Source organism: Brevibacterium sp. LE-L (assembly GCF_050214925.1).
Lineage (GTDB): Bacteria > Actinomycetota > Actinomycetes > Actinomycetales > Brevibacteriaceae > Brevibacterium.
Genome location: NZ_CP189759.1, coordinates 976,624 through 997,329, shown reverse-complemented (window position 1 = coordinate 997,329; position 20,706 = coordinate 976,624). Strand labels below are relative to the sequence as shown.

Below are 20,706 nucleotides of genomic sequence, written 5' to 3'. Positions count from 1 at the left end.
AGGTTCGGTCAGAGGGTGCCGACAGGACCGGTCAAGGATCTTCTCAGAGTCTCGTCCCGCTGAAACGCAGGGCGCCCCGTTCTCAGTCGCCCGGTCTCCCGACGGCTTGGCGGGCCGCTGCGGCGACGAGCGCACCGAGTTCTGCGAATCTCTCGTCGGGGATCCTCTCCTGCGGTCCCCAGATGCTGATGACCCCGATGGGGCTGTGCTGCTTTGCCCGGATCGCAGCCGAGACACCGTGCACGCCATGCTCCAGCTCTCCGGCGGCGACGCTGTAGCCTGCAGTTCGGATATCAGCGAGCTCGGCTTCCAGTTCCTCAGTACGCGTGTGCGTGGACTCGGTGTGACCGGTGAGCGGCGCGGCAAGAACGGCGCGCGTATCACTCTCGGGAAGCCACGCCAGCATCGCCTTGCCTGCCGAGGTCGCATGCAGCGAGACCCTGCGCCCGATCCACCGCACGGTATCAGGCTGGGAGTCGGCGGCACCTTCATCGAAGTCATCCGCGACTTCGTGACCCTTCTGCTGCCGGTCCGCCCCGAGGGGATCCGCACGGCCCTGCACTCCCTCAAGCTGTGGCCAGTGCTCGACGGGGCCCGCGGCCGACCACGCGCCGATGTCGATGCCGCTGTCGAGGCGATCAGCGTGATCGTCAACTGGGCCCTGGCCGACAGCACGGTCTCCGAGCTCGAGGTCAATCCGCTCATCCTTCGACAGGCCCCAACCACTGTCGAGACCATCGGCACGACGGCTCTGATCACCCTCGACCGGCCGAAGGCCAACGCCGTGGACGTCGCAACCAGCAAGGCCCTCTACGCGGCGTTCTCGAAGTTCGAGGCCGACCCTCAGCTGCGGGTGGCGGTGCTCACCGGCCGTGGCACGCGCTTCTTCAGCGCCGGCTGGGACCTCAAGGCCGCGGCCGGGGGTGAAGCAGTCGATGCCGATCACGGCCCCGGCGGCTTCGCCGGACTCACCGAGTACTTCACCCGGACGAAGCCGATCATCGCCGCCGTCAACGGCTTGGCCTTGGGCGGTGGCTTCGAACTCGCCCTGGCCGCCGACCTCATCGTTGCGTCCTCGGCAGCCGAGTTCGCGCTGACCGAAGTGCGGCTGGGCATGATCGCCGACTCCGGCGGGGTGCTGCGCCTGCCCAAACTCCTGCCCACGGCAGTGGCTCTGGAGATGCTCATGACCGGACGCCGGATGGGCGCGGCAGAAGCCGAACGGTGGGGCTTGACGAACCGGACCGTCGAGCCTTCCGAGGTCGTCAGCAGCGCACTCGAACTCGCCGAGGAAATCAGTTGCGGGGCGCCTCTGGCACTGCGGGCGATCAAGGAAGTGGTCTTGGCCACCCAGACGCTCGACGTCGAGGAGGGCTTCGCTCTCATGCGCTCGGGCCAGCTCGAGGGCTACCAGACGATGCTGAGCTCGGCCGATTTCTGCGAAGGTTCGCTGGCCTTCGCAGAGAAGCGCGGTCCTGTCTGGCAGGGTCGCTGACTACCTGTGCTCGGCCCTGGGATGCACCCTCGGTTCAGTGTGTCGTGCGCGCCGCGCGGATGAGCACGAGGGCGAGCAGCACGCACAGCAGATAGGACGCTCCGACGGCGACCCAGCCGAGCGGGAACCCGCCCGGCGAACCGACGACCACGCCCATTCCCAGCGGGCCGATGGCGAAGCCGAAGAACATTCCGGCCGTGACCATGCCGCTGGCCGAAGCCATCGAGCCCGCGGGGATGACGCGCATGAGCGCGGCCATGAGCACCACGGAGACCCCGAGTGCGGAGATGCCGTGGAAGGCCACGGCCAGCCACACCAGCAACGGCGAGCCGGCGGCGTCGGCGGTGAAGAAGAGGATCGCTCCGGCCAGGGCGATGAGGGCGAGGACGAGCAGAAGATGCGCCCCCGAGGCGCCCTTGGCCATGCGTCTGGCCCAGGTGACGCGGGCGATGACGCCGATGACTCCGGCCAGAGCCGCGGTAGCGCCGCCGAGGACGAGGGAGAAGCCCATCTCCCGCACGGCGAACAGGGGCATGTACACATTCGTCGCCTGCACGCCGATGCCGTTGATGAGCCCGAAGGCGGCCAGCGCCCACACCATTGCCGGGTGTCGGGCCGGTCCCGCAGGGGACGGTGCACGGCTGCGGTCGGCCGCCTCGGCGGGTGTGGCTGGGGTTGGGGTGCTCGGTGCCGCCTCTGCGGGCGCGTCTGCGGTGCCGACCTGTGAGCTCGGGGCGGGCAGCAGCGGGGTGGTGCGCAGGGATCGCCAGGTCATCGCAAGCAGGATGAGTGGAATGATCGCGACGGTCAGGGCGGCGCCGCGCCAGCCGACGCCGATCGCAAGCACGGGAAACACGAGGCTCGCAACGAGTTGGCTGACCTGGACTCCGGACTGTTTGATGCCGACCCAGCCGATCCGCTTGGCGACGGGGACGCGCTCGAGGAGGATCCGGTTGGTCACCCCGTTGGGGAAGGATTGGGCGATGCCGGACAGGCCTGCGGCGAGGAGCAGCATCCAGAACCCGTCGGGCACGGCCACCAGCAGCAGAGCGAGCGTGGCGAGGACGAAGATGAATGCCATGAGCGAGAGGTCGGAGTGCCGGTCGGCGAGCCTGCCCAAGGTCGCGTTGCCGATGGCCGCGGTGCCAAAGCAAGTGGTGGCCAGGAGACCGAATTGGGCTTCGGAGATGCCGAGCTCGGCAATGATCGAATCGCTGGTGGCGCTGAGGCCGTAGAGCAGGATGGGCCCGGCGGCCACGGCACCGAGGAGGACGGTGAGCAGCCCAATTCCCGGGGCTTTCCGGTCACTGCCGGTCATCGCCGACCTCTGCCGCTCATCCGAAGCTTCCCATCGCTGTTCTGTTCGTCTTGCTCCAAATGAGCATGGTATCCGGTAGGAGGCAGAGCCGGTCAGATCAGTCCACGCGCTCGGGATACGAATACACGTTGAACCTGCCCCTGCGGTTGAATCCGATGACGGTCACGCCGACCTCGCGGCCGTATTCGACGGCCATCGCCGAGGGGGCGCTGACCGCCGACATCATCGGAATGCCGGCCATCGCACATTTCTGCACGAGTTCGAACGACGCCCTGGCCGAGACCTGCAGAACGGTCGATCGCAGCGGCAGACCCCGGTTGGCCATGGCCCAGCCGATGACCTTGTCCACGGCGTTGTGCCGACCGACGTCTTCACGTCCGACGAGCAGTTCGGGTTCTTCTCGGGGATCTTCACCGACAGCGAAGAGTGCTGCGGCGTGGACTCCCCCGGTCTTGTCGAAGATCTCCTGGGTCTCGCGCAGCCGGTCGGGAAGCTCACCGATCCGGGCGGCCGAGATCAGCCGCGGGAACTCATAGTCTTCCTCGTCTTCGAGATGGCAGGAGGCGGGGATGAGCGGGAACGCCGAGGTCTTCGTGACCGCATCGGCGGCTGCGGTTCCGCAGATTCCGCACGAGGAGGAGGTGTAGACATTGCGGGCCGGGGCCGACTCGGGGTTCCACACCCCCGGTCGCAGTCGCACGCGGGCGACGTTGTAGTTCCGGGTTCCGTCGGGGGCGATTCCGGCAGAGAAGTTGATCTCCTCGATGTCATCCATCGCGGTCACGACCGCCTCGGAGAGCAGGTATCCGGAGATGAGCTCGACATCGTTCCCGGCGGTGCGCATGGTCACGGTGTACTGCTCACCGTTGAGCTGGATCTCCAACGGCTCCTCTCCTGCCAGGGAATCAGGTCCCGCGGAGATCTCGCCGGTGGCGTCGAACTTGTGGACTCGGGCGCGGACGGCCTTGCGCATCTGCATGGCTTCAGACCCTCGGTCCGTGATCGGTGGTGTCCTCGACCGACGTCTGGATGTGCTCGAGGAGGTCGTCGATGACCGTGATGCCGTCCTTGACCCCGCCCTTCGAACCGGGGAAATTGATGACGAAGCTGCGACCGCGCACACCCGCGACGCCGCGACTCATCACCGCCGTGGAGGTCGATTCCAGGCCCTTGCGCCACATCGCATAGATGAGCCCCGGCGATTGGCGCTCGAGAAGTTCGGCGGTGAACTCCGGGGTGCGATCGTCGGGGGCGAGCCCGGTGCCGCCGCTGGTGACGATGACGCGGGGACGTTCACCCTCCGGGGTGTCGACGAGGAGCGCGCGCAGCGCCTGACCGACGGGTTCGCCGTCGCGGACGACGACGGCATCGGGGGTCTCGTATCCGCGGCAGCGCAGCCAGTCGACGAGGATCGGGCCCGTGGTGTCGGCGGCCTCTCCCCTGGCCGCCGAGGTGGAGGCGATGATGACGGCGGCGGACCGTCCGGCGCCCAGGAGGGCATCGCCCTGACCATCGGCGGCGGAGTCGGTCACGTTCGTTGCAGTGCTCACGTCTCCATCGTACGTCCCACACTCCTGCACAGTCCGGCCGAACCTGACTACAGCTGGACTTGCAGCGTGGGCGGACTCCTGAAATGGTGGTCGGTCACAGCGGGACGAGATCAGTGAGGATTCATGGTGAGTCGGGAAAGTAGCATGGGCTCGGCACACTCCGAGTCATCGGCGAAGGGGCGCTCTCTGCGCGAGAAGTTCAGGAGACCTCCCCGCCTCCTGCCGGGAACGACGATGCTGGTCGTATCCTGCCTGTGCCTGGTCGGTCTCGGCCTGCTCATGGTGCTGTCCGCAACATCGATCACCTCCTATGACGGCTCGAGCGCCTCGTCCTTCTCCGTTTTCGCACGGCAGGGGGTCTTCGCAGTGGCCGGACTGACAATGATGGTCCTGGCCGCGCTCACTCCCGTCCGGGTCTGGCAGCGGATCGCCTGGCCTCTCATGGGCGGCGGTCTGCTGCTCCTCGCGCTGCCACTGGTGCCGGGGTTGGGCACCACGGTCAACGGAAGCACGAACTGGCTGCGGATCGGAAGCCTGCAGGCACAGCCTTCGGAGCTGTTCAAACCCATCCTCGCGGTCTGGTTCGCCGTGGCTCTGGCGCATCTGACCTCCCAGCACTACCGCCCCCGCAAGCTCCTGCTCACCCTCACTCCCGTCATCGTCGCGGCCGGGTTCATCCTCCTCGGAGGCGATCTCGGCACGACCCTGGTGCTCATGCTCATGGCATTGGCAGCGCTGTTCGTGTCCGGAGTGCCGAAGCGGTACTTCGCCATCGCCTTCGGGGTCATCGCAGCGGGCGTCACGCTCCTGGTCATCTCGAGCCCGTATCGGATGGCGCGAGTGCGTGCGATGTTCGCCAGCGACGCCCAGAGCGAGGCCGACGCCCTGGGCCAGCACTGGCAGTCCAACCACGGCCTGTTCGCTCTCGCCTCCGGAGGATGGACGGGAGTCGGTCTCGGAGCCAGCCGCGAGAAGTGGTTCTGGCTGGCCGAGGCCCACAACGACTACATCTTCGCCATCATCGGCGAGGAGATCGGACTCTTCGGAACACTGGCAGTCGTGGCTCTGTTCGGTCTCATCGCCGTGGGGCTCATACGCGCCTCACTGATGAGTCGGAACAGGCTGACGAAGATCCTGGGTGCGTGCGTCCTCGCCTGGATCGTCGGGCAGGCTCTCATCAATATGGGAGTGGTGACGACCCTGCTGCCGGTCATCGGAGTGCCCCTGCCGCTGGTGTCCTATGGCGGATCATCGCTGGTGGCCACGCTGACCGGCGTCGGCATCGTGCTGGCCTTCGCTCGCGCCTCTGACCCGGGTGCGGAACGCCCGCCTGCACACGGTTCGACGACCGATGTGAGCAAGACCGACCACCGCCGAGGCGAGCGCCGGGTTTCGCGGACATCAACGTGAGTCTCGTCCACCGTTGCCCTCTCACTGCCGGATGCGGACGATGGTGTTCGAAGAGCCGTACACGTGAGAGAGGACCCGATGGCGACTCCGAATGCGATCACCACTGGCCGGGGCGCCGATATCGACTCGTGGAAGCACCGCCTCGATGGCGGCTGTGCCCGCTTCTATGCACCTTTGAGCGTCGTGACCTTCGCGCTGACCTTCTTCGCCTATTACGCATCCGAGCCCGACAGCTCGGTTCGATATGGCAACCTCTGGCAGGAAGTCGCGCGGACCGGTCACAGCTTCGATGTCGCGGCCGTGCTCGTATTCCTCGCCGTCATCGTGCTCCTGGCCGTGGCAGCGCTCGAGAAGCTCGGTCCCGCTGGGCTGATCGCCTGTGCCACCGGGGCGGTCGTCATCGGCTCGATGCTGCTGACGACTCCTGGTTTCCAGCGCAAGCCCTCACTCACCGAGGCAGGGATCCTCGACGTCGCATTGAGCTTCCTCAGCGCCGCCGTGCTCCTCGGCCACGGACTGACCCTGATCATCCTCGACCTCGGCGAAAGGCGCCGCCGAGGCAGACCATCGGGATCGGCGCATGCGAAAAGCGCTTGAGAGACAGGCCGCGAATGTCTTCGAATGCCCATGGTCGGCCCGACTCACGGGCCCTGTGGGGATCCGTCCCGTTGCGAACGGATGAGATCGCTCTTCGCCGAGAAGCCGATCATCAGGGTCGGAACCGTGAGGACAAGGGCCCAGGCGACTCTGCGGGAGCGCTGTTCCCCGCAGAGGGCCACTCTGAACGTCTTTTCGGTCTCGAGCCTGTTCACCTTGGCTCTCGCCGTGGCGGCGACGCCGATGTCGGCGGCAGTGTCCATCGCGAACTCGGTCTCTTCGAACATGCTCACGGGGTAGGTCGTCGTCGGACCGAGGGCAGGGAAGCAGATGAAATGATCTCCCTCATAGAACCGCTGGTTAGCTCCATGACTGCCGAGCGTCGGAAGAATGAGCAGCAGGAAGATGACAACCGCGCCGCTCCAGGCGAGGATCCTCTTGCTCTTCGAACTCGACTCCAGACGCGTGTCCTGCCGCTGTGAGGATGCAGAAGTCCGCGCGGAGTGCGGATCAGGCGATGATTGTTCGTGTTCGGACATGTCTGACAGTGTGGCTGCAGGCAATGCCGGGGTCGAGGGCTTCACACGCCTCATAACGATGCCCGCGAGCTCCCCATGTCGATCCGGGGAAGTCCGGTCGCCCCTACCGTGCCACCGCATTCAGTGTCGCGTCATCATCGACCACCATCGTGTGATTGCAATTTCACCCACTCATGGAGAACGCTGTGCACGCTGCGAAGGGCGGCAGGGAACTCGACGGACTCCCCGCCTCGGCAAAACAGTGGTCGCCATCGGATGCTTCGTGCGCCGAAAAGTATCCGATCGTGACCACCGCTTGAGCCGCAGGCCCGCGCTATGAGTCTGCAGCGGATCCTCCAGCCGCTCCCGCAGCGGATCCTGCACCTGTTTCCGCGCCCATGCCTTACCCCCACTTCAGTCCAGGTATTGTGAGGACGAATCGCAGCGAGTGAGACGTCGGCAGAGGAGGCACAGTGGAGGAGCTGTCACTGAGCACGCTCATCTGGCTGCGGATGGCCCGCTTCGTCCAGAACAGCAATCAGCTGTCCAATGAGCACCTGCGTCGGTTCGGACTCTCCGTCGCCCAATTCGAAGCCCTGGCCCATATCCGCAACTTCCAGCCGATCACTCAGACCGACCTGGCCCGCGGACTGACGGTCAGCGGAGGCGGCATCTCCCGGATGCTCGCTCGCCTCGAGCGCGAGGGCCTCATCTGCCGACAGCAGAACTGGAAGACCAAGCACATCACGCTCACCGACAGGGGCGCCGAGGTTCTTGCTCGGGCCTACCCCTCGCAGCTCGAACAGCAGGCGTCGCTCTTCGACGAGGTCCTCGACGAGGAGGAGAAGACGACGCTGCACGCGCTGATGAAGAAGCTCTACGAGCACAGCGTCGATCGTCGCTCAGATGCTGACCAGCACCCCGCGCCCGAGCAGGCTCCGGAGACCGAGCAGGCTCCGGAGACCGACCCCTCGGATGAGACCAGTCCCTCGGAAGAGACCGACCCGCGCTGAGGAATAATTCGTCGCAATCATCAGTTGACATGGCAAATGACATTCTGAGGTCGCCCGTTCCGGTCGGCCACCCTGCCACAGAAGAGAGACGATGAGCACAAACGCACCACAGCAGACCACACCGGTGATGGACCAGGTCGGCATCGACCCCGGCCAGGGTCTGCAGTTCGGGATGTACAGCCTCGGCGATCACCTGCCGAATCCCGCCGATGGCACACGTGTCAGCGCCGGCGAGCGCATCCGCGAATTCGTCGGCTACGCCCTGGCGGCCGAGCAGGCCGGGTTCGACTTCTTCAGCGTTGGGGAGAGCCACCAGGAGTTCTTCGCTTCCCAGGCCCACGCCGTCATCCTCGGCGCCATCGCACAGGCGACGAACACGATCCGCATCGGCAGCACCTCGACGATCGTGAGCACCTCGGACCCGGTGCGGGTGTTCGAGAACTTCGCCACCATCGACCACCTCTCCGACGGGCGCGCCGAGCTCGTCGCCGGACGTGCCTCCCGCGTCGGCCTGTTCCGCCTTCTCGGCTACGATCTGCGCGATTACGAGGAACTGCACGAGGAGAAGTTCGACCTCCTGCGCAGAATCAACACCGAGGAGCGCGTCACCTGGTCGGGACAGTTCCGCGCGCCCCTCGACGACGCCGAGGTCCTCCCCCGCCCGGCCCATGGCAGCCTTCCGATCTGGCGCGCTGTCGGCGGCGCGCCCGCGAGCGCGATCAAGGCCGGTCTGGCCGGTGTGCCCATGGTCATGGCCCATCTGGGCGGGACCACCTCGTCGTTCAAACCCACGATCGACGCCTACCGAGAAGCGGCCCGGCATTCGGGCTTCGACCCTGCCACACTGCCGGTGGCCACCGCCGGCTTCCTCTACACGGCAGAGACCTCGCAGGAAGCCCTGCGCGAGTTCTACCCGCACATCAACGAGGGAATGAAGCGCACCAACGGGCAGGGCATGCCCAAACAGCTCTTCGCCCAGAGCGTCGACCCGGCCAGCATCGTCAACATCGGCAGTGCCCAGCAGGTCATCGAGAAGATCCTCCACCAGCACGAGGTCTTCGGCCATCAGCGCTACCTGGGACAGATCGACTTCGGCGGCATGCCCTATGACCGGGTGATGGCTCAGATCGAGACACTCGGAACGGAGATCATCCCCGCCGTGAAGAAGTACACCGCGAAGCCCGAGGGCACCACCACCGAGGAGAACGCCCCCATCGAGGAGAACGCAGAATGAAGCTCGTCGCCCTGTCCGGTTCGAACGTCGGCACGAAGACTCGGACCGTCATGGAGCATGTCACCCAGACCGTGATGACTCAGGATCCGACCATCGAGGTGACGCTGATCGACCTCGCCGAGCTCGACATGGTCTTCGCCGACGGCCGGAATTTCACCGAGTACACCGGCGACACCGCACGGGTGGCACAGGAGGTCATGGACGCCGACGCGGTCATCATCGGCACTCCGATCTTCCAGGCCTCGATTCCGGCGGCGTTGAAGAACGTGTTCGATCTGCTGCCGGTCGACGCCCTTCGCGACAAGGTTGTGGCCATGGTCGCCACCGCCGGATCCGCCAAGCACTACCTCATCCTCCAGCAGCAGCTGCTGCCCATCCTCACCTATATGAAGGCCCAGGTCGTCAGCCCGTATGTGTTCGTCGAGGAGAAGGACCTGCACCGGGGCCAGATCGTCAACGAGGATGTCATCCAGCGGCTCGATCGTTTGGTCGAGGACTCCATCGTGCTGACAACCACCTTCTCCCGCATCCGGGAGGACAGGGAGGCCGCCTACGGGTTCTGAGCCCGGCTCGATCCCGATCGCGTCGGGTGACAGACGATCCTGTTGCCAGGCTCTGTCCATATTCGGCCAATAACGTGTAGTTGTCATTTCAACCAACACCGGAGGTCTCCGTGTACGCAGCAGCTGGATTCCCGCCACTCATCCGCGACATCGTCACCCTCATCGCTCGCATCGGCCTCGGCGTCATCTTCTTCGCTCACGGGTGGCAGAAGTTCGACGAATGGACCGTCGCCGGAACCACCGAATCGTTCTCACAGATGGGCGTGCCCTTCCCAGAGATCGCCGCGCCGTTCGCCACCTTCGTCGAGCTCATCGGCGGCGCCCTGCTCATCCTCGGTGCACTGACACCGCTTGTCGGCGTCCTGCTTGCCGCTGATCTCATCGGCGCACTGGTCATCGTGCATGCGGTGCCGACGCCGTTCGTCGATCAGGGCGGCTGGGAACTCGTGGCGGCACTGGCCGCAGGTGCCCTTCTGCTCGCTGCAGCCGGCCCCGGACGCTGGAGCGTGGACAATGCGCTGTTCCGCGGAAAGAAGGGACAGCGCCCAAGTCGGTCCGTCGCCGCAAACTCGACGGCCGAAGCTTGAGGTCGCGTCGCCGCGCACTATCGACGGGCGACTGAGACTTCGCCCCTCAGCCCTTCAAGATGCGCAGAGAGCACGACCTTGGCACGGTCGGGCGTAAGCACGTCCGGGTGCAGGGTCGAGCGCAGCGTCAACCCATCGATGAGCGCGGCGAGCGAATCGGCTTCGAGTTCGAGGTCGAGATCGGCACGCAGGACGCCGCGCCGGCCCATATTCTCCAGGGTGCGAGCCATGAGTGCGCGGGTCCCACGTACCGAGGTCTCGAAGACGTCGGCGAGATCCGGCTGCGTGCGCGCCTCCTCCTCGAAGGCGAGCCACACCACCGACTCCCGACGACGCACGCTATCGAGCGGGAGCAGTTCGGCGAGGAAGTCGGTTGTCCTGGCCTTCGCCTCATCGCTGCTGAGCGTCCCGGACTCGAGCGCGGGCAGCAGAGCCTCCAGCCGCTCTTCCAGCCGTGAGCTCACCCGTTCGACCAGCGTCTCGAGGGCGAATCGGACGATACCTTCGGCGGTTGTGAAGTAATGGCGGATCGATCCGATCGCCAGTCCGGTCTCCTCGGCGATCGCCCGCAGAGACACCTTCGAGAATCCGTGGCTGAGAACGATGTCGAAGACGGCATCGGCGATGACTTCGCGGCGGTGGGCGGGATCGACGAACTTCGGCATAGATCTTTTATAGCACACTCCTGCTACATCGTGGTATCTTTTTAGCACGCTTCTGCTATATCAAGGAAAGGCAGACCTGCCATGCGTGCAGCACTGATCGCCATTGCCGTCATCGTCATCATCATCGTCGTCATCGTCCGACGGTTCCGCGGTGAGCCCGTCGACGCGAGGGACCTCGCAGTGCCTCCAGTCATCCTGCTGGCACTCTCGGCCAAGGAGCTGTGGGGCTTCACGCATTGGACGTCGGCGAACATCATCTTTCTCGCCGCCTCGATCGTCGTCGGCATCGGTTTCGGCATGCTCCGCGGCGCCTCGACCACCCTGTTCGCCAGGGATGGGACGCTGCATCAGAAGTACACAGCGAAGACCCTGATCGTGTGGGCTCTCAGCCTCGCGGCGGGCCTGGGCCTGCACTTCGGCGCCCATGCCATCGGCGCCGAGGAGGCGGTTCGTCCGATGACCCTGAGCATCGGCCTGAGCCTGCTGGGCGAGGCGATCACCTGCGGGTGGCGTGGTCTGCGCTCGGGCATTCCCTTCAGCCAGCGCCCCTCGGGAGGCCAGAAGAACTCGCAGAGCCGGGTCGACGACTTGAGTTCGCAGCTGTCTCAGCTGCTCGACCGCGAACGTCGACGCTGAGACCACCGCGACGATGCCAGGGCGACCGCGACCACCTCACCCATCGACAACGCGGCAGTCGGAATAGTCGGGCAGGACGATGTCGGCGGATTTCGCGAACTGCCTCGCCAGCAAGTCGCGCAGCGGCCACCGACCGGCCAGCCGCATCGATGTACGCATCAGCCAGATGCCGAGATCGCTTCTGGGCGCGAACCCCGCACCTCCGCCTGGCAGCTCCTGGGACTCGACTGCGTACGGGCGAACCAGGCGATCATAGATGCGACCCGCGAGCCGAGGGTCATGGCATCGCGCGAGCTGTCCAGCCAGGACATAGGCGCCGACCAGCGCCACGCTCGTCCCCAATCCACTCAGCGGGCTCGGAGCCGCCGCCGCGTCACCGATGAGTGCACATCTGTCCTGCCACCATCGATCCATTCTCACCTGGCCGAGCTCATCGAAAGCGAAATCCTCAGCATTCGATGCTGCAGTGAGAAGGTCTCCGGTGTGCCATCCGGCCCCGTCGAACCGCTCTCTGAGCAGTGCGAGCTGCCCCTGGCGATCGTGCCGGTCAATGCCGGCCCCCTCCCCCGAGCGAACACGGAAACTCAGCGCCGCCTTCGACTCTCCGGGCCGACGGCCCGGGCGAATGGAAGCGGCAAGTCCGCCCCGGCGATTGTAATTGTGATACCAGCCCTGACAGTCGGCAAACGCGGGAGCGGTGAACCAGGCGATGCACAGCCCGAGCGGCTCGACCACATCAGCCTCCTCGGCGAAGGCAAGCGAGCGGACAGTCGAATGCAATCCGTCGGCGCCGATGACATAGTCGAAGCGCTGACGCCGCCCAGAGAGGAAGACCACGTCGACGCCTTCGGCGTCCTGGGACAGTTCGACGATCGAGTCGTCGAAAAGGCAGTCGACTCCATCCACGCTCGCCTGAAGCAGCTCGACGAGGTCGCCGCGGAGGATCTCGATCTCAGAGACGAAGCCCTCGCCCCCGAAGGCATCGGCCGCCATGGAGGCCCTGATCCTGCCGTGCTCGTCGACCCAGGCAATGCCCTCCTGATCGAGGCTGCGCATGCGCGCCTCGTCGAGCAGTCCCATTCGTTCGATCACGGTTCGGCCCGCCCCGCGCAGGTCGACCGCCTGACCACCGCTGCGCGGCGCCTCGGCGATCTCGACGATCGTCACCGTGAAACCATATCTGCGCAGCCAGTACGCGCATGTCAGGCCTGCGATGCTGCACCCGGAGATGAGGATGTGTCTGCTCTTCATGGTCGATGACCCTAGGAACAGGGCGGCAGCGAGGGCAATAATGTACTAGTGCACTGACGCTCACGTCGGCTCGCAGCAGGCCTCCGACCGCCGCACGATCGGTGGTGTTCTAGTACGGAAGGACGATCGACATGGTGTCCGCGGCCGATATCGCAGCCGAACTGCGGGAGTCGATCCTCAGCGGGGATCTGACCGCTGGCGATCGGCTTCCTTCGGCGCGCGAAATCACGCGCACCTGGAATGTCGCAATCGCCACAGCCAGCAGAGCCCACGCACTGCTCCGCGCAGAGGGACTCGCCCACTCGGAGCCCGGAGTCGGGACCATCGTCACCAGCGGCCTCCCGATCGGTGGAAGATCAACGCAGCAGACGGCCGGAGCACACGGTCGACATTCGCCTCCCGAGATCACCCGCGCCAAGACAATCGCCGTGAATCGGATCGTCGCAGCAGGCATCGCAGTCGCCGACGCCGAAGGTTTGGACGCTGTGACCATCCGCCGTGTGGCGCATGCTCTGCAGACGGTGCCGAAGTCCCTGTACCGACACGTGTCGGATCGTCAGGAGTTCGAGCGGCGCATGATCGATTCCGCGCTGGGAGGGTGGCATCCGGGCCGATGGAGTCCGTCATGGCGAGAGCGGCTCACGGCCGGCCACCGTGAACTCTGGCGGATCTTCCGGGCGCATCCCTGGCTGGCGCAGGTCGTCTCCGTGACCCGCCCCCAGCTGGTTCCCGCCGCGCTGAGCTTCGCCGAATGGGCGCTCGAGACCCTCAGACAGGCGGGGATGGCCCCCGAAGAAGCGTTCGAGGCTCACATCGTCCTGTTCACCCAGACACGCGGCATTGCGATCCTGCTCGAACCCGAGATCGACGCCGAGTCAGAGACAGGGATCGACGCGGACGCCTGGATCGATGCCCGCAGGAACGACCTCGTCGCTCACATCTCCGACGGCCGACACCCAGCTCTCTCCGCTCTGGCCGACTCAGGCTACGAGCTCGATGTGGATCTCCTCTTCGAACGGAGCCTGTCTCTGCTCATCGCGGGACTCGCAGACCGCATCGGTCCGAGCCCCGGCAAAGAAGTCGGACTCGCAGCGCAGAAACAGCCACCCCGCGAAGGGCGGCGCTAGGAGTCGGCGGAAGTCTCGCCGCTGCCGTTGAGCAGCAGGAAACGATCGACGAGACGCACCGCCAGGTCGTCGGTCAACGGCTCGGAGCTCAGAAGCTTCGCCGCGTAGATCGGAAGCAGCACGATCTCGACGAGGTCACGCTCGGACAACCGCATCTGCCAGCCGCGACCAGCCGCCTGGGTGAGCAGATCGGCGAGCGAGTCGAGGCGGGGCCTGACGACCTCGGCCGGGATGACGCCGCCCCTCTGGGCCGCTCGCATGAGACCTGCAATGAAGGGCGAGTGTCCGGGCGGATAGGACTCGAGCGCCTCAATGACCCTGCGGGCCCATTCGAGGAGCGCCTGCCGGAGGTCTCCCGACACCGGGGGAAGTGGACTCGATTCCTCGAGCTGCTCGAACGCGAGATCGGCGAGCAGCCCGGAGACCCCGCCCCACCGTCGGTGCAGGGTCGAACGATTCACCCCTGAACGACGGGCGACCTCGGCGGTGGTGATCTCTTCGGCCGATTGCTCGTCGAGGAGCTCGGCGACCGCTCGCAGCGCCGCGGCGCGCACCCGCGCACTGCGGCCGCCCGTTCTCTCTGTCACTGAATCTGCCTGCATCTTTTCAGGCTAACACGACGAGTGTTGCATTAGAGAATGCCGGTCTCTATGATTAACACGACACATGTTGCATTAGACTTTTGGAGTGCGAATGATGAACACCGATGCCCCGACACCGAGGCGGTGGTGGATCCTGGGAGTGCTGATCCTCGGCCTCGTAGTCGTCCAGATGGATACCACGATCCTGGGAGTGGCCGTGCAGCGCCTGTCCCAGCCGGCACCAGCCGGATTGGGGTTGAGCCAGGGAGAGCTGCTGTGGTCGATCAACGCCTACACGCTGGTGATGGCCGGAATGATGCTCACGGCAGGCATGCTCGCCGACCGGCTCGGACGTCGACGAGTGCTGCTCGCCGGGACGGCGCTCTTCGGCATGGCTTCGTTGTGGTGCGCATTTTCAGTGAACGGCCCGATGCTCATCGGCGGCCGCACGGTGCTCGGTTTGGCCGCCGCGCTCATCACGCCGACGACACTGGCGGTCATCTCCCACACCTTCAGCTCCGAGGAGCGCCCGAAGGCCATCGGCATCTGGTCGGGTGGAGTCGGGATTGCGGTGGCATTGGGCCCGATCGTCGGCGGCCTGCTTCTCGACCATCTGCGGTGGGGATCGATCTTCCTGATCAATGTGCCCCTGGTGGCCATCGCCGTGATCGCTATGGCCGCGCTCGTGCCCGAGTCGCGCAATCCGCGACCGGGCAGAGTGGATGTCCCCGGGATCCTTCTGTCCATGGCGGGGATGGGTCTGCTCGTCGCCGGAATCATCCGCGGCGGAGATACGGGCGAGTGGGCAAGCAGCCGGGTCTGGCTGCCTGCCCTCGGCGGCGGCATCGCTCTCGCCACGTTCATCATGTGGGAGCGTCGCGCCCCGTCGCCCCTGATCGAAGTCGGCTGGTTCCGTATGAGGGCGTTCTCCGGATCGATCGCAGTCATGACCCTGGCGTTCTTCTCGATGCTCGGAACCACCTTCGTCATCGCGTTCTACCTCCTCAGTCTCCGACACCTCAGTGTGATCGCCACCGGTCTGCTCATGCTTCCCCTCGCCGCCGCTCAGCTCGCCTTCTCCTCCCAGACGCCGAGGCTCGCCCAGAAGTACGGTCCGCGTTCCACCAGCGCATTCGGCATGCTCGCCCTGGCATCGGCACTGCTACTCTTCTCAAGCCTCGATGTCGACAGCTCGCTCTGGAAGGTCGGGACCGCCCTGTTCCTCATCGGCGTGGGGATCGCCTTCATCATGCCCTCGGCCTCATCGGCGATCATGGCCTCCGTGCCCCGGCAGCGAGCGGGATCGGCTTCGGCAACCAGCAACACCTTCCGGCAGATCGGCGGCGCTCTGGGCACGGCTGTGCTCGGGGCGATCCTCACGAGTGTCTACCGCTCGCAGGTCACGGGCCACCTCGGCGACCTGCCTGCACAGCTGCGCGAGACTGCGGCGTCGTCGATCCAAGCGACTCAGGCCGCTCTCAGCACGGTAGGTTCCAGCGTCTCCGACCCGGCGACGATCATCGCCGCCTCGGATGCCGCATTCGTCTCGGGCCTCCACGTGTGCGCTCTGCTCGGGGCGTGCATCGCCTTGGCAGGGGCGGCGATCACTCGACTTGCGTTGCCCTCCCGCGCAGACTCACGCTGACAGGCCTCCGGTGTGCCAAGACTCTTTCCGACGCGGTCCGGCCCCAGTGATCGGATCAATCGACGAGGCGTCTCTTGGTGAGACTCGCGTGCAGCGCAGGTGCGACGAAGTAGACGATCTCCTGGCGGCTCATGCTGACAATGGGCTCGATTCGATAGACATAGCGGGTGACGAAGACTCCAGCGATGGTCGCTGCGGCGCCGCGATGCAGCTGCCGCCGGTCCCTGCTGACGCGCATCACGCACGTTTTCCAAACGCTGAGCCTCATCGGCTTGGGCGTGCGGCCGGAGCACCCGAGGACACCTCCGATTTGAGGGCACTGACCAGCTTGGATATCCTGAAACTGGAAGGAACCGACCGGGACGACCCGGTCGCTGGATAGTCACGATGAGGACGGCCTCAGAGACAGGGAGATTCTCTTATGTCCGCCGCCCTCCGCACCATCATCACGCCGACCGCGATCGTTCGGCTCGTCCTCGGCTGGGGCGCATTCCTCGCCCTGCAGCTGCTCGGTTCCCTGCTCACTCCCCCGGTGCCCATGCCGGTGCTCGTCACCGCGCTCATCGTCATCATCGCGGTCATCCTCATCTGTGCCTTCGGTGTCGTCACCGAGGCCGAGCATCTCGCGACCCGCCTCGGCGATCCCTATGGCTCGCTCGTGCTGACGATTTCGATCTGCCTCATCGAGGTCATCCTCATCGCCGCTGTCCTGCTCGGCCCCGGCGATCACGCCACGATCGCTCGCGATTCGGTGATGGCGGTGTCAATGATCATCCTCGCAGCCGTGGTCGGCCTGTGCCTGCTCATCGGTGGGCTGCGCCACGGAGCCATGGAGCACAACCGCACGGGTGTCTCGTCCTACCTCGTGATGATCGTCGTCTTCGCCGCCCTCGCCTTCGCCGTGCCCGGCCTCATCGGTTCGAACGGCAGCTACGAGACGTGGCAGGAGATTCCGATCATCGTCATCACCGTCGCCGCCTACGCCTTCTTCCTCTACCGGCAGATGGGTCCGCAGTCCCACGAATTCACCGAGGTGGCCAACCGAGCCGAACCCGAACGGCAGAACTCCGGCGACGAACCGCAGCCAATCGCCGAGATCCTCTCAACCCATCGAGTGGAGATCATCGTCCGCCTGATCCTGCTTGTGGCCACTGTTCTGCCGATCGTGCTGCTGTCCCACGATATGGCCACGCTCCTCGACGACGGGCTGGGCCGCCTCGGCGCTCCGGTCGCCCTGTCCGGGGTGATCATCGCGATGATCGTGTTCCTGCCCGAGACGCTGACGTCGCTGCGCGCGGCATGGAACGGCGAAATCCAGCGCGTGAGCAACCTCTGCCATGGGGCGCAGGTCTCGACGGTGGGGCTGACGATTCCGACGGTGCTCGTCATCGGCATGCTCACCGATCAGCAGATCGTGCTCGCCGAATCGCCGATCAACCTGGCCCTGCTCGCGATCACCCTTCTGGTCTCGACCATTGCGTTCGCGGGCAGACGGGTGACGGCCATCCACGGAGTCGCCCTGCTCGTCGTCTTCACGGTCTTCGGTCTCGCGATCTTCGCGTGAGCCTTCGCTGCTTTACCGCCTGCTGAGCGCAGCACTGGAGACAGTCCGCTGCACCGCACCATGAGCGTGTTCATGGTGCGGTGCAGCGGCAGCAGTCGGTCAGACAACCTCTTCGGTCTTCTCAGGCACGGCCACCGGGACCTGCGGACGAGCAACCCGGATCGCGACCTCGACGATGGCCAAGACGAAAATGTTGACGACCAGGCCGCTGATTCCCTCGTTGATGTTCGGACCGTGGATCGGTGAGAAGGTGAACAGCAGGACGATGAACAGCCCCGAACACAGTCCGCTGATGACCGAAGCCTTGTGGAGCTTGATCCGAGGAATCACCGCCCCGAGGATGCCGGGAACGACCTGGGTCGAACCGCTGTAGGTCAGCAGGAGCATCATGCCCAGCAGGCTCGGCATCGCCAGTGCGAAGATGAGGGCGCCGAGGCCGAAGACGACGACGAAGATCCGGTTGTAGGCGATCTTGTTCTTCTCGCCCTTGATCATGAACACGTTCTGCACGGCCAAGGGAGCGATGGCGTTGAGCAGCGCAGCTCCGGGCACCATGGCGGTGGACGCCGCGGCGACGAGGACGATGCCGGTGAGCCAGTCGGGCAGTGAGGCCGCTGCCATCTTCAGCATGGCCAGATCCCCGTCCTGACTGAGCCCGAACGCGAGGATCGCGGTGTAGCCGAGCAGCATCGGGATGCAGGCGAGCATGTTGTAGATGGGCAGGTAAATGAGGTTCTGCCGCACGACCTTCTCACTGCGTCCGGACATCAGAGCCGGCCAGGTGTGGGGCAGGGCGTAGAACATCACGCCGATGATGCTGATGGCCATGCTCGAGATGACCCAGGCCACGCCGGTCTCTCCGTGCTGGACGTAGAGCAGATCGGGCATGGAGTCCAGGATCTCCTCCACACCAAAATCGAGGCCGCCGCGGAAGTGGAAGGGCACGACGAAGGTCAGGCCGAGGACGACGACGACCATCAGCAGGTCTTTGAGGTAGGACGTGAGCGCGACTCCGCGGATGCCCGACCACAGAACGAAGCCGATGACGAGGACGAAGGCCATCACGATCGCGTAGTTCTCGTTGATCTCCCCGCCCGTGGCCACCGAGATGACGATGCCCAGCCCGGTGATCTGCAGCTGCAGATAGGGCAGGAGGAAGAGGATGCCGAAGAAGGCGGCCAGCCAGCCGAGGGTAGGGCTGTTGTAGCTGCCGCGCAGGAAGTCCGCCTGCGTCAGGTAGCCCAGCTCCTTCGCTTTGCGCCAGATCTTCGGACCGACCCAGTACATCGCGATATAGGCCAAGGGGACATAGGGGATCGAGTAGAACGCCGAAGCACCGATGGAGACGACGAGACCGACGGTGCCGAGGAAGGTGAAGGTGGTGAATGTTTCGCCCGCTTGGAGCACCCAGGCGGTGAGGACGCCGTAGTTACGTCCGCCGACGGTCCATTCCTCGATGTTCTTCACCGGACGGCGCCGCCCGATGAAACCGAAGGCCGCGATGATGATCATGCCGAGGAGACCGACGACGACTGTTGTGCTCATTCGTCGTCACCCCCGAGGTCGCGGCGGGTCTTCTCGAAGTAGATGAGGACCGCCGTGACCGGAATCGTGCTGAAGAATGTCAGCCAGACGAAGATCGCCGGCATGCCGAACCACACGTGCGGGCCGTTGATGGCCGGCAGCCAGGTGAGGAGGAAGACCCCGATGAACGGGATCGAACCGATGAGCCAATATTTCACGGATGAACTCCTTTGTTCGATACAGTCCGCCAGCGAATGCTGACGGTCGGCCTAGAAGCTGTGCCGAGCCTCCTCATCGGTGGCGACGTCGATGACCGTCCACGCCATGGACAGTCCGCCTTCGATCGCCGCGCGGTCGGCGGGCGCGCTGACGCAATGCGCGGCGAACTCGGGTTGGTGGTTGACCGCCGATCCGCAGTCGATGTCGAGCATCGGATGGATGGCGGGGACGATGCGCGAGACGTTGGCCATATCCGTCGACCCCACCGGTGACGCGTCGTCCTCGTGGTCGAAGGTCCGGCCCAGCGCCTCGGCGTTGGCCTTGTAGAGATCGGCGAGGACATTGTTGTTGTTGAACTCCGAGTACGCCGGAGCATCGCTGTCGGCCTCGAACCGGCAGCCGGTCGCCGTCGCCGCACCCTCGACGCAGGCGCGGATGCGCTGCTCGAGGCGGTTGAGAGTCTCGAGCTTCGGGGACCGGAAGTTGAAGACGAGTTCGGTCTCGGCGGGGATGACGTTGGCGGCTTCGCCCCCGTGGGAGATGAAACCATGAATCTGATCACCGGGATGAAGCTGCTGCCGCAGCAGCCCAACGGCCACCTGAGTCAGAGTCGCAGCATCGGCGGCGTTGATTCCTTCATAAGGGGCCGCAGAGGCATGAGCGTTCTTGCCGATGAAGCGAACCCGCAGCTCGCCGATCGCCAGGCAGTGGGTGCGTGACTGTTCTTTGTTCGAAGGGTGGACCATCATAGCCAGATCCACGCCGTCGAAGGCCCCGGCCTCGAGGAGGAGGACCTTGCCTCCGCCGTTCTCCTCGGCCGGGGTGCCGAAAACGACGAGAGTGATACCCAGTTCATCGACCAGAGGCGCCAGCCCGAAGGCTGCAGTCATCCCAGCCGCGGCGATGACATTGTGCCCGCAGGCGTGACCGATCCCCGGCAAGGCGTCGTACTCGACGCAGATGCCGACGGTGAGCGGCCCGTCACCGAGGGCAGCTTTGAATGCAGTGGGCATCTCGGCGAGTCCGCGTTCGAGGACGAACCCCCGTTCTTCGAGCGCGGTGCTCAGCAGCTGGGCTGCCCTGACTTCCTCGAATCCAAGCTCGGGGTCGGCATGAATACGGTGGCTGATCCCGAGGAGGACCTCTTCAGAGGCCTCGACGTTGCACTGACACATCTCCTTGATCGACATCGATCTCCTAACTGAATAG

Annotated in this window: 23 protein-coding genes; 11 read left to right on the top strand and 12 right to left on the bottom strand. The window is 65.3% G+C overall.

Going from position 1 to position 20,706, the window contains the following annotated elements; translation table 11 throughout:
• Positions 1-82: 82 nt before the first annotated feature.
• A complete protein-coding gene (locus ACQE2J_RS04475; protein WP_167854389.1) occupies positions 83-460 on the bottom strand; it encodes an IclR family transcriptional regulator in 378 nt (125 codons plus the stop codon).
• Between ACQE2J_RS04475 and ACQE2J_RS04470 the strand changes: the two genes are divergently transcribed.
• Positions 428-1,495 (top strand): enoyl-CoA hydratase-related protein, encoded by a 1,068-nt coding sequence (locus ACQE2J_RS04470; RefSeq protein ID WP_135538975.1) that lies wholly within the window; start codon positions 428-430, stop codon positions 1,493-1,495. The genes ACQE2J_RS04475 and ACQE2J_RS04470 overlap by 33 nt on opposite strands.
• A 34-nt stretch (positions 1,496-1,529) precedes the next feature.
• Here the strand turns inward: ACQE2J_RS04470 and ACQE2J_RS04465 are convergent, their stop codons facing one another.
• From ACQE2J_RS04465 to ACQE2J_RS04455, 3 genes are all read right to left on the bottom strand, one after another.
• Positions 1,530-2,813, bottom strand: coding sequence for an MFS transporter (locus ACQE2J_RS04465; RefSeq protein WP_135538977.1), 1,284 nt, complete (start codon positions 2,811-2,813; stop codon positions 1,530-1,532).
• 97 nt (positions 2,814-2,910) lie between these two features.
• Positions 2,911-3,792: a formate dehydrogenase accessory sulfurtransferase FdhD gene (fdhD, locus tag ACQE2J_RS04460; RefSeq protein WP_135538979.1), complete on the bottom strand. Its 882-nt coding sequence runs from the start codon at positions 3,790-3,792 to the stop codon at positions 2,911-2,913.
• Positions 3,793-3,796: 4 nt separating this feature from the next.
• A complete protein-coding gene (locus ACQE2J_RS04455; protein WP_240689699.1) occupies positions 3,797-4,363 on the bottom strand; it encodes a MogA/MoaB family molybdenum cofactor biosynthesis protein in 567 nt (188 codons plus the stop codon).
• 234 nt (positions 4,364-4,597) lie between these two features.
• Between ACQE2J_RS04455 and ftsW the strand changes: the two genes are divergently transcribed.
• On the top strand, positions 4,598-5,773 hold the full coding sequence (gene ftsW, locus ACQE2J_RS04450; protein ID WP_426937166.1) for a putative lipid II flippase FtsW: 1,176 nt from the start codon (positions 4,598-4,600) through the stop codon (positions 5,771-5,773).
• 78 nt (positions 5,774-5,851) lie between these two features.
• Entirely contained in the window at positions 5,852-6,370 is a 519-nt protein-coding gene (locus tag ACQE2J_RS04445; protein ID WP_135538982.1) for a hypothetical protein, read from the top strand.
• 44 nt (positions 6,371-6,414) lie between these two features.
• Here the strand turns inward: ACQE2J_RS04445 and ACQE2J_RS04440 are convergent, their stop codons facing one another.
• A complete protein-coding gene (locus ACQE2J_RS04440) occupies positions 6,415-6,909 on the bottom strand; it encodes a hypothetical protein (protein ID WP_135538984.1) in 495 nt (164 codons plus the stop codon).
• Positions 6,910-7,361: 452 nt separating this feature from the next.
• On the opposite strand from ACQE2J_RS04440, the gene ACQE2J_RS04435 reads away from it, so the two are divergent.
• The 4 genes from ACQE2J_RS04435 (at position 7,362) to ACQE2J_RS04420 (ending at position 10,285) form a co-directional block, all read left to right on the top strand.
• Positions 7,362-7,901 (top strand): MarR family winged helix-turn-helix transcriptional regulator, encoded by a 540-nt coding sequence (locus ACQE2J_RS04435; RefSeq protein WP_426937165.1) that lies wholly within the window; start codon positions 7,362-7,364, stop codon positions 7,899-7,901.
• 91 nt (positions 7,902-7,992) lie between these two features.
• Complete coding sequence (locus ACQE2J_RS04430) at positions 7,993-9,135, top strand: LLM class flavin-dependent oxidoreductase (RefSeq protein WP_426937164.1); 1,143 nt, start codon at positions 7,993-7,995, stop codon at positions 9,133-9,135.
• Positions 9,132-9,698 carry an NADPH-dependent FMN reductase gene (locus tag ACQE2J_RS04425; RefSeq protein ID WP_426937163.1) on the top strand — a complete coding sequence of 189 codons (567 nt, stop codon included), beginning with the start codon at positions 9,132-9,134 and terminating at the stop codon, positions 9,696-9,698. Before ACQE2J_RS04430 ends, ACQE2J_RS04425 begins: the two co-directional genes overlap by 4 nt.
• 110 nt (positions 9,699-9,808) lie before the next feature.
• Positions 9,809-10,285 carry a DoxX family protein gene (locus ACQE2J_RS04420; protein WP_426937162.1) on the top strand — a complete coding sequence of 159 codons (477 nt, stop codon included), beginning with the start codon at positions 9,809-9,811 and terminating at the stop codon, positions 10,283-10,285.
• Between the two features lie 17 nt (positions 10,286-10,302).
• On the opposite strand, the gene ACQE2J_RS04415 is transcribed toward ACQE2J_RS04420, so the two are convergent.
• The gene (locus tag ACQE2J_RS04415; RefSeq protein ID WP_426937161.1) at positions 10,303-10,950 is read right to left on the bottom strand and encodes a TetR/AcrR family transcriptional regulator; all 648 of its coding nucleotides are present in this window, start codon (positions 10,948-10,950) and stop codon (positions 10,303-10,305) included.
• An 81-nt stretch (positions 10,951-11,031) separates the two neighbouring features.
• On the opposite strand from ACQE2J_RS04415, the gene ACQE2J_RS04410 reads away from it, so the two are divergent.
• Entirely contained in the window at positions 11,032-11,586 is a 555-nt protein-coding gene (locus ACQE2J_RS04410; RefSeq protein WP_426937160.1) for a hypothetical protein, read from the top strand.
• A gap of 36 nt (positions 11,587-11,622) precedes the next feature.
• Here ACQE2J_RS04410 and ACQE2J_RS04405 read toward each other — a convergent pair whose 3' ends face one another.
• Entirely contained in the window at positions 11,623-12,837 is a 1,215-nt protein-coding gene (locus tag ACQE2J_RS04405; protein ID WP_426937159.1) for an FAD-dependent monooxygenase, read from the bottom strand.
• 131 nt (positions 12,838-12,968) lie between these two features.
• On the opposite strand from ACQE2J_RS04405, the gene ACQE2J_RS04400 reads away from it, so the two are divergent.
• Complete coding sequence (locus ACQE2J_RS04400; RefSeq protein ID WP_426937158.1) at positions 12,969-13,964, top strand: TetR/AcrR family transcriptional regulator C-terminal domain-containing protein; 996 nt, start codon at positions 12,969-12,971, stop codon at positions 13,962-13,964.
• On the opposite strand, the gene ACQE2J_RS04395 is transcribed toward ACQE2J_RS04400, so the two are convergent.
• Positions 13,961-14,551 (bottom strand): TetR-like C-terminal domain-containing protein, encoded by a 591-nt coding sequence (locus ACQE2J_RS04395; RefSeq protein ID WP_167854391.1) that lies wholly within the window; start codon positions 14,549-14,551, stop codon positions 13,961-13,963. The genes ACQE2J_RS04400 and ACQE2J_RS04395 overlap by 4 nt on opposite strands.
• Positions 14,552-14,657: 106 nt before the next feature.
• On the opposite strand from ACQE2J_RS04395, the gene ACQE2J_RS04390 reads away from it, so the two are divergent.
• Positions 14,658-16,190, top strand: coding sequence for an MFS transporter (locus tag ACQE2J_RS04390; protein ID WP_426937157.1), 1,533 nt, complete (start codon positions 14,658-14,660; stop codon positions 16,188-16,190).
• 55 nt (positions 16,191-16,245) lie between these two features.
• On the opposite strand, the gene ACQE2J_RS04385 is transcribed toward ACQE2J_RS04390, so the two are convergent.
• Positions 16,246-16,428, bottom strand: coding sequence for a hypothetical protein (locus ACQE2J_RS04385; protein ID WP_426937156.1), 183 nt, complete (start codon positions 16,426-16,428; stop codon positions 16,246-16,248).
• Between the two features lie 183 nt (positions 16,429-16,611).
• Here ACQE2J_RS04385 and ACQE2J_RS04380 point away from each other — a divergent pair, with 183 nt between their 5' ends.
• On the top strand, positions 16,612-17,754 hold the full coding sequence (locus ACQE2J_RS04380) for a calcium:proton antiporter (RefSeq protein WP_426937155.1): 1,143 nt from the start codon (positions 16,612-16,614) through the stop codon (positions 17,752-17,754).
• A 99-nt stretch (positions 17,755-17,853) separates the two neighbouring features.
• Here ACQE2J_RS04380 and ACQE2J_RS04375 read toward each other — a convergent pair whose 3' ends face one another.
• Genes ACQE2J_RS04375 through ACQE2J_RS04365 form a run of 3 tightly spaced genes read right to left on the bottom strand, consistent with a single transcriptional unit; the run spans position 17,854 to position 20,687 of the window.
• Entirely contained in the window at positions 17,854-19,299 is a 1,446-nt protein-coding gene (locus tag ACQE2J_RS04375; RefSeq protein ID WP_426937154.1) for a sodium:solute symporter family protein, read from the bottom strand.
• Positions 19,296-19,496 carry a hypothetical protein gene (locus ACQE2J_RS04370; RefSeq protein WP_101572654.1) on the bottom strand — a complete coding sequence of 67 codons (201 nt, stop codon included), beginning with the start codon at positions 19,494-19,496 and terminating at the stop codon, positions 19,296-19,298. Before ACQE2J_RS04370 ends, ACQE2J_RS04375 begins: the two co-directional genes overlap by 4 nt.
• Positions 19,497-19,547: 51 nt before the next feature.
• Positions 19,548-20,687, bottom strand: coding sequence for a M20 family metallopeptidase (locus ACQE2J_RS04365; protein WP_426937153.1), 1,140 nt, complete (start codon positions 20,685-20,687; stop codon positions 19,548-19,550).
• Positions 20,688-20,706: the final 19 nt, after the last annotated feature.